At 44.5% G+C, this 6693-nt stretch carries 6 protein-coding genes; 2 read left to right on the forward strand and 4 right to left on the reverse strand.

Annotated elements, in window-relative coordinates:
- Positions 1-183: 183 nt before the first annotated feature.
- Positions 184-1152, forward strand: a complete 969-nt coding sequence (locus tag V7R55_RS11595; protein ID WP_334059614.1) for a carbohydrate kinase family protein — start codon at positions 184-186, stop codon at positions 1150-1152.
- A gap of 128 nt (positions 1153-1280) precedes the next feature.
- On the opposite strand, the gene efpL is transcribed toward V7R55_RS11595, so the two are convergent.
- The 3 genes from efpL to V7R55_RS11610 all read right to left on the reverse strand — a co-directional run bounded on the left by efpL (position 1281) and on the right by V7R55_RS11610 (position 4704).
- Positions 1281-1856 carry an elongation factor P-like protein EfpL gene (gene efpL / locus V7R55_RS11600; protein WP_118491632.1) on the reverse strand — a complete coding sequence of 192 codons (576 nt, stop codon included), beginning with the start codon at positions 1854-1856 and terminating at the stop codon, positions 1281-1283.
- 101 nt (positions 1857-1957) lie between these two features.
- Positions 1958-3688, reverse strand: coding sequence for a cisplatin damage response ATP-dependent DNA ligase (locus tag V7R55_RS11605; RefSeq protein ID WP_334059615.1), 1731 nt, complete (start codon positions 3686-3688; stop codon positions 1958-1960).
- Positions 3688-4704: a ligase-associated DNA damage response exonuclease gene (locus V7R55_RS11610; protein WP_039221863.1), complete on the reverse strand. Its 1017-nt coding sequence runs from the start codon at positions 4702-4704 to the stop codon at positions 3688-3690. Before V7R55_RS11610 ends, V7R55_RS11605 begins: the two co-directional genes overlap by 1 nt.
- 246 nt (positions 4705-4950) lie before the next feature.
- Here V7R55_RS11610 and V7R55_RS11615 point away from each other — a divergent pair, with 246 nt between their 5' ends.
- Positions 4951-5766: a putative porin gene (locus tag V7R55_RS11615; RefSeq protein WP_334059616.1), complete on the forward strand. Its 816-nt coding sequence runs from the start codon at positions 4951-4953 to the stop codon at positions 5764-5766.
- Between the two features lie 92 nt (positions 5767-5858).
- On the opposite strand, the gene V7R55_RS11620 is transcribed toward V7R55_RS11615, so the two are convergent.
- The coding region (locus V7R55_RS11620; protein ID WP_334059617.1) for a DUF418 domain-containing protein at positions 5859-6693 on the reverse strand (835 nt) is incomplete at its 5' end.

The following is a 6693-nucleotide window of genomic DNA, read 5'->3' on the forward strand; positions in this document are numbered from 1 at the left end:
TTCGACAGTACTACGACAACCCTATCACACCCATTGATTTTTACGCAAAATGTTAAATCAATCAGGTTGATTTAATTTGTGCTTTCGACAATACTATGCCCCAATTAATTAACGATTCGTTAACCTTGTGCGAACTGTGCATAGGTAAGCTGCAATTTTTAAATTTTGTTAAGAGAGGCTGGTATGAAAATTTTGTGTTTAGGTGAAGTACTCATTGATATGTTAAGCCAAGGTGCTGCGCCCAAAGATGGTAACATACCGGCAATGAAGCCTTTTCAGCCTTATGCTGGCGGTGCACCTGCTAACGTAGCGGTTGCTGTTGCTCAGCTGGGTGGAGAGAGTGCAATGGTATCAAAGGTAGGTGACGATACCTTTGGCGCCTTTCTTAAAGAAATGCTTGAGCACTACAAAGTAAATACGGACTTTGTGTGGACTACACAGGAAGGTAATACGGCGCTGGCATTTGTGAACTTAGACGAAGACGGCGAGCGTTCGTTTGATTTTTATGTTGATAATGCCGCACATAAACATATTTCAGAGCAAGACTTGTCGACAATTGATTGCGACAAAAATACAGTGCTTCACTTCTGTTCAGGTTCAATTTCAGGCCCTGAACTTATTCCTGGCACCGAGTTTATTTTAAACAAGGCGAAGGAAAACGGCATGATGGTGTGTTTAGACATTAATTATCGCCCAGCATTTTGGGATGACACTGCAAATGCGCCGACACGTATTGATGAAGCAGCAAAGAAAGTTTCTATACTTAAGGCAAGCCGTGAAGAACTCGCAGAGCTATATGGCGAAGAAAATGCTGATACAAAGGTTCAGCAGTGGTTAGATAGTGGCGTTAAAGTGGTGCTAGTCACCGATGGTGGTGAGCCCATTCACTATATTACCAAGTCGTTTAGCGGCACGTTAGCGTCACCTAAAATGGATGTAAAAGACACGACGGCAGCGGGTGACTCTTTTATTGGTGGCTTCTTATATTTCCTATCTACAAAAGTGAAAAGCGCTGATGACTTCGACGCATGGGCGGAGAACTTCGAGAATGTAAGCGAAGCTACGGAATTTGCTATCCGCTGTGGTGCTTACACGGTAACGCAGTATGGTGCATTTAGTGCGCTGCCTACACAGGCTGATATCGCTAAGTAAAAGGCGTTGAACAACGTTTTCAAAACTGATTTCAAGGCAATTAAAAAAGGGTTCGATATGAACCCTTTTTTGCCATTTTAGAGCTTAACAAGCGTCGATGGCAGGTTAATTTAATAAGTTAATTCAGCTCAGTGCTTATCGGCTCTGCTTTGGAACTTACGTTCCTCGGTGTTGACCTTTATCCATTCACCGGTGCTGATGTATTCTGGCACTTGTACTACTAGGCCGGTCGAAAGCGTGGCTGGTTTGGTACGAGAGGTAGCAGATGCACCTTTAATGGACGGGTCGGTCTCAACTACTTCAAGCTCCACGCTCATAGGCAAGTCCAAGGCAACGGGTACTTCACTAACAATGACCACTTGAATGCCGTCGGTTTCTTCGTTAATAAACAGGGCTTCGTTTTCAATACTTTCTTTGTTCAAATGATAAGGGGTGTAATCTTCTTTATCCATGAACACATATTCTTCGCCATCAATATACGAAAACATAGCAGGACGACGAATTAAGTCAGCCATATCTAGGGTATCTGAGTCTTTAAAGGTCTCATCGTATTTGGTGCCGGTTACTACATCGTACATGCGCATGCGATAGATGCTGCCACCAGCACGACCTTGGGGTACAGAACGTTCAATGTCTCGCACTATGCAAGTTTTTCCGTCAAACACTACAGTGTTATTCTTTTTAATTTCACTAGCCTTAGGCATGGCGATTTCCTATTGTTTTATTTTCTTAAGGTGCAAGCCTTGTTTCTTTCTCGCTCCATTCTCTGCGATTTTACACGACTAAGAAAGTGTTTTTGTTGGGCCTACCCTTCGATTAGCGCCTTTACATTCGCCAAGGTATCAGCTTCATTGGCAGGCTTGTCCCAACGAATTCTATGTATACGGGGAAAGCGCAGTGCTACCCCAGATTTATGCCTAGATGAAGGGTGTACAGCGTCGAAAGCAACTTCAAGTACTAGTTCTTTTTTCACTTCTCTCACCGGGCCAAATCGGCCTACGGCGTTGCGTCTTACCCAATTATCCAGTTTTTTGAGCTCTTCATCGGTGAACCCGGAATACGCCTTCCCGATAGGCAGAAGCTGACTGTCCTCCCAAGCGCCAAACGTGTAGTCAGAATAAAAGCTGGAGCGCTTACCGTGCCCGCGCTGCGCATACATCATTACCGCATCCACAACTAGCGGATCGCGCTTCCACTTAAACCACTGGCCTTTAGTTCTGCCAGGTACATAATGACTATCTAAGCGTTTTATCATCAGCCCTTCTACCGCACGATTTTTGCATACTTGGGTGTGAAGCTGGCGCAAAGTTTCGGGGGAGGTGGCATTGAGTGTTTCAGAAAGAAATAAACGGCTGTTATTCGTTTTACTAAACCATTCTTCAAGGACGTGGCGCCGCGCTTTTAGTGTTTTTTCTGTTAGATCTTCACCATTAAGCACTAAAGCATCGTAAACGATTAGTCCAACCGGGGCGGAAGACTGTAACGCTTTGCTCGGTTTCTTTTTATTAAGGCGCTGCTGGAGGGCATTAAAGGTATCCACATTAGGCTGTGTGGCGGATGAAGCCTGTTTATCGCTTTTATCACTACTCGTGCGTTGACTAGCTGCACTTTGGACAGTCGATTCTTCAGATGGGTGAAAGCCAGGTTCTGCATTATGGATAACCAGCAATTCTCCATCTAAAACCATATCGCCATTTATAGACTCAAGCAAATCAGGGAATGAGTGGCTAATATCATCGCCAGTGCGGGAGAAAAGGGCTTTTTGGGGCTTATCGCCATCGGCCCCACTACCGTTCTGAGCCTTATCATTGACAGGGTTATTTGACTTAACGACAAGCTGTACACGAATGCCGTCATACTTGTTCTCAATTTGCCAAGTGTTCTTGGTGAAAGCGTTGATATCGCTATCTTCAATGGGGTGAGAAAGCATAACTGGATGAAAGGTGACGGCATTTTTAATATCAGGCTTGTCGACTTTTCCTTCTAGCCAACTAAGCATATCTATATAAGGCGGGGTAACTGCGTGCCAAAGTGTCTCAACTTCTTTAATGTCTTTATTGCCATAGTCGGCCAAGATTTGTTTTATAGAGCGTGCCGAAACGCCTATACGCAGGCCTCTGGTGCCTAATTTTAGTAACGCCCAGCGTTGGGCAGGCGTCATTATCGTAAGGTAGTGAGCTAGTGTGGCAGAAACTTTCTGCTTACTTATAGACGTAAAGGTTTCTACCACCTCGGTAAGCGTGGGTAGTGAATCTGAAGGCTCGCTATATGGCCATAAATGAGCCACGGTTTCACTAACCTCACCCACATAGTCATAGCTCATAGCAAAAAGCGCAGGGTCGGTATGTTCGGAAATAAGCTTTTTTACCGTATTTCGCTTAAAGAAGTCGAATCTTAATGTGCCTGCCATAGCAGCAATAGCCCATCCACGATCGGGGTCTGGCGCATTGGCAATGTAGTCGGCAATCAGCTGCGCCTTGGCTTTGTTTGCAGACGTGAAATACAGCTGTTCAAGTAAGTGACTGAATGCTTCCACTAGTCGCCTCCTTGCTCATCTTCATCATAACCAACTAGCGATAGCGCTCTGGCTTTATACCCCATTTTCTCTGCCTGATACATCAGCGCATCTTCTCTGCCATGAGTCACCCACACTTCTTTCGGATTGACTTCTTCAATGGTTTGCAGTAATTCAGGCCAGTCGCAATGATCAGAGATAATAAGCGGTAGCTCGGCATTTTTTTGCTTAGCGCGAGCGCGAATTTGCATCCAGCCAGATGCTACAACAGGGCGTACATTAGGTAAGCTTCGCGACCACCTATCGGCAAGTGCAGAAGGGGGAGCAATGATTATCTCACCGGCTAACGTTTTTTTATCCGCGACCTCAGACACCGGAATTAACTCGCCTAAGTCTATTCCTAATTGCTTGTATAGATCGCACAATTTTAGCTGCGCACCGTGTAAGTAAATTGGCTTGGCGTAACCCGCCTCGCGCAGCGCCAATATCACTCGTTGACATTTGCCCAGCGCATAAGCGCCTACTAAATGGCATCGTTCTGGAAACACCCGTAGTGAATGAAGGAGCTTTTCAATTTCATGTTCAATGGGCGGGTGCTTAAAGACAGGAAGCCCAAAGGTGGCTTCGGTAATCAATACATCGCATGGAACGACCTTAAACGGTGGGCATGTAGGATCGTGGCGACGTTTGTAGTCGCCTGAAACCACAACTCGGTAGCCTGCATATTCAATAAGAATTTGTGTAGACCCAAGAATATGGCCAGCAGGATAAAATGTGGCTCTTACATCGTTAAAATTGACGGCTTCACCCATTGCTACAGCGTGCTGGTGGATAGCCATATCTTCACCGTATCGGGTTTTCATAATTGCCAGTGTTTCTGAACTTGCGAATACACTGTGATGACCTGCCCGTGCATGGTCTGCGTGCCCGTGGGTGACAAGCGCGGTGGCGACTTCATTCATGGGGTCAATGTAAAACTCACCGGGTTCACAATACAAGCCAGTATCATCAGTTTTTAGCCATGTTGATGGGTGCACTACTTACCATTCCTGCCAAATTAGAGAATGCTTGTTACTACGTATTCACTCCCTTAAAACGACCACTTGAAGTATGCAAGACCAATAACTCAATATGTGTGCTGAATTAGTTTGGCTTTATGAATTGTCACAAAATATGTCGATATGCTGTCAACTATTGCACTACACGACCTTTTAATTTAACTTCAACGCCTACTAAAAAAGAGCTTTTTTTTGGATGCTCACTATAAATAAGGATATTGCCTAATGCTGCGTTTGAGCGCTTGTTTGCTAGCTATTTCAACCCTTCCTGTGTTTGCCCAATCAACTGATATTCAGCATGAAATTGCGTTAGGGTTTTCTGATGTACGTGATGCCGACGACAACTTTATTGGTGCAAGTTACCGCTACTATTTTCAATCAGTGAATATAGATCAGCAACCTTGGTCGATTAGCCCCTACCTTCAAAGAAAGAACAATGTTTCTGTGGATTATTTTGGTATAGATAACATTGACAGCGTAAATGTTCGAGGAGAATGGTTTTATTCAAATGCGCTGGTAATTCGAGGGCGTTACGGGCGTGTAACCAACGACAATAGATATTTTGACGAAACATTAAATCGCTATGCTGTAGAAGTATCTACGTTCGCCAACCAGAATTGGGAATATGGCATTGGCGTAGAGTACTTTCACCTAAATGAAGAGCTTTTTAGCTCCATTGATGCTGGCATTAGCGAAGAGCGTTCAGATTCAGAGTTTAGTTACAGTGCATTTGCGCGGTATACAAGCTTTGGGCAGCGCGCTGGTGAGTTTTCTCCAGGCTGGGATACAAAATTGAAAGCGACACAGTTTGATGGCGAGTTCTCCGTCGAGCTAGATGCAGATTATTATTTCCGTCCTGATTGGAGCGTGGGCGTAACCTACATTCACGAAAGCAATGAAGTAATAGGCTCTGACAATGTTATTGAATTAGGTACTCACTACTGGTTTAACCCGCATTCATCTATCGAATTTGGGTTAGGCTATGATACTGACGAAAACCAATTAGGCTCGGCTACTTTGCTAGGCACTTTCAGATTCTAGATAGTTACGCCAATATGCCAAAGGACCAGGTTTTACCCTGGTCCTTTTTGGTTGAATCGGATTTATATAACGTCTTTTAGCACAGATGTTAGCTATGAGGTTTTGTTTGCCTCTGTCGCCAACTTTTGCTCTGCAACCAAACCGTCATCTAGCTTACTTTGTTGCTTCTTATAAAAGCTGCGCAGGTACAGTCTTCGCCATGCTGCTTCAAATGGCCCCTGCTCAAAGTGCTTAGTAATAAAATTCGCCAGCAAAATTTGAATTGCTGTAAGCGCAAGGGTAATTAACATCAAATCGAGCAGCGTTACGGTATAGGCAAATTCGGGGTAGTAAGCGGGCATAATCACACGAAACAGCACAGCCAAAACAATAGACTGTGTTAGATAGAGGGTAAACGCCACCTTGCCGCAGTTAATAAGTGACTGATACCACCAGGTGGTTGTATTTTTCACTTTGATTAACAGATGAGCGTAGGCAAAAGCGCAGAAAATAGCGGGGATACTGGTAAACATGGGAATAACATCTGAGGTTACCTGCTCAAACATTAATTGAGGAATAACAGTAACAACAGAGGTGGCAACGGCAATTATAGCCACTTTTATAAATACAGTAGATGAAAACCCAATGCTAAAGAAACCACTTCTATAAAGGTAGGCGCCAAACATCATAAGCCCCATCGACTGCCACAGCATGGAAAAAGGGGCTGCAATAACGGTAGCAAGAACAAAAGCAGCTTGAACGCCAATTTGGAACAAATAACTACTTTGCCATTCCGTAACCTCTTCGGCGTAGGCCTCACTAGACCTAAGGGGCGGTGCGCCACCGTAGTCGTATCCAAGCGTAAGTACTATGCCAAAAACAAGCATAATAATGCTGCCCACAATAAGATATTTAACGCTTTTTGCACGAAGCGCCTCTTGGTCTAGC

It is taken from the genome of Alteromonas sp. S005 (assembly GCF_036864475.1).
Taxonomy (GTDB): domain Bacteria; phylum Pseudomonadota; class Gammaproteobacteria; order Enterobacterales; family Alteromonadaceae; genus Alteromonas.

Excerpts from the sequence above, each read along its gene's own strand:
- V7R55_RS11595 (WP_334059614.1), top strand. The coding sequence starts at position 184 with ATGAAAATTTTGTGTTTAGGTGAAGTACTCATTGATATGTTAAGCCAA.
- efpL (WP_118491632.1), bottom strand. The coding sequence starts at position 1,856 with ATGCCTAAGGCTAGTGAAATTAAAAAGAATAACACTGTAGTGTTTGAC.
- V7R55_RS11615 (WP_334059616.1), top strand. The coding sequence starts at position 4,951 with ATGCTGCGTTTGAGCGCTTGTTTGCTAGCTATTTCAACCCTTCCTGTG.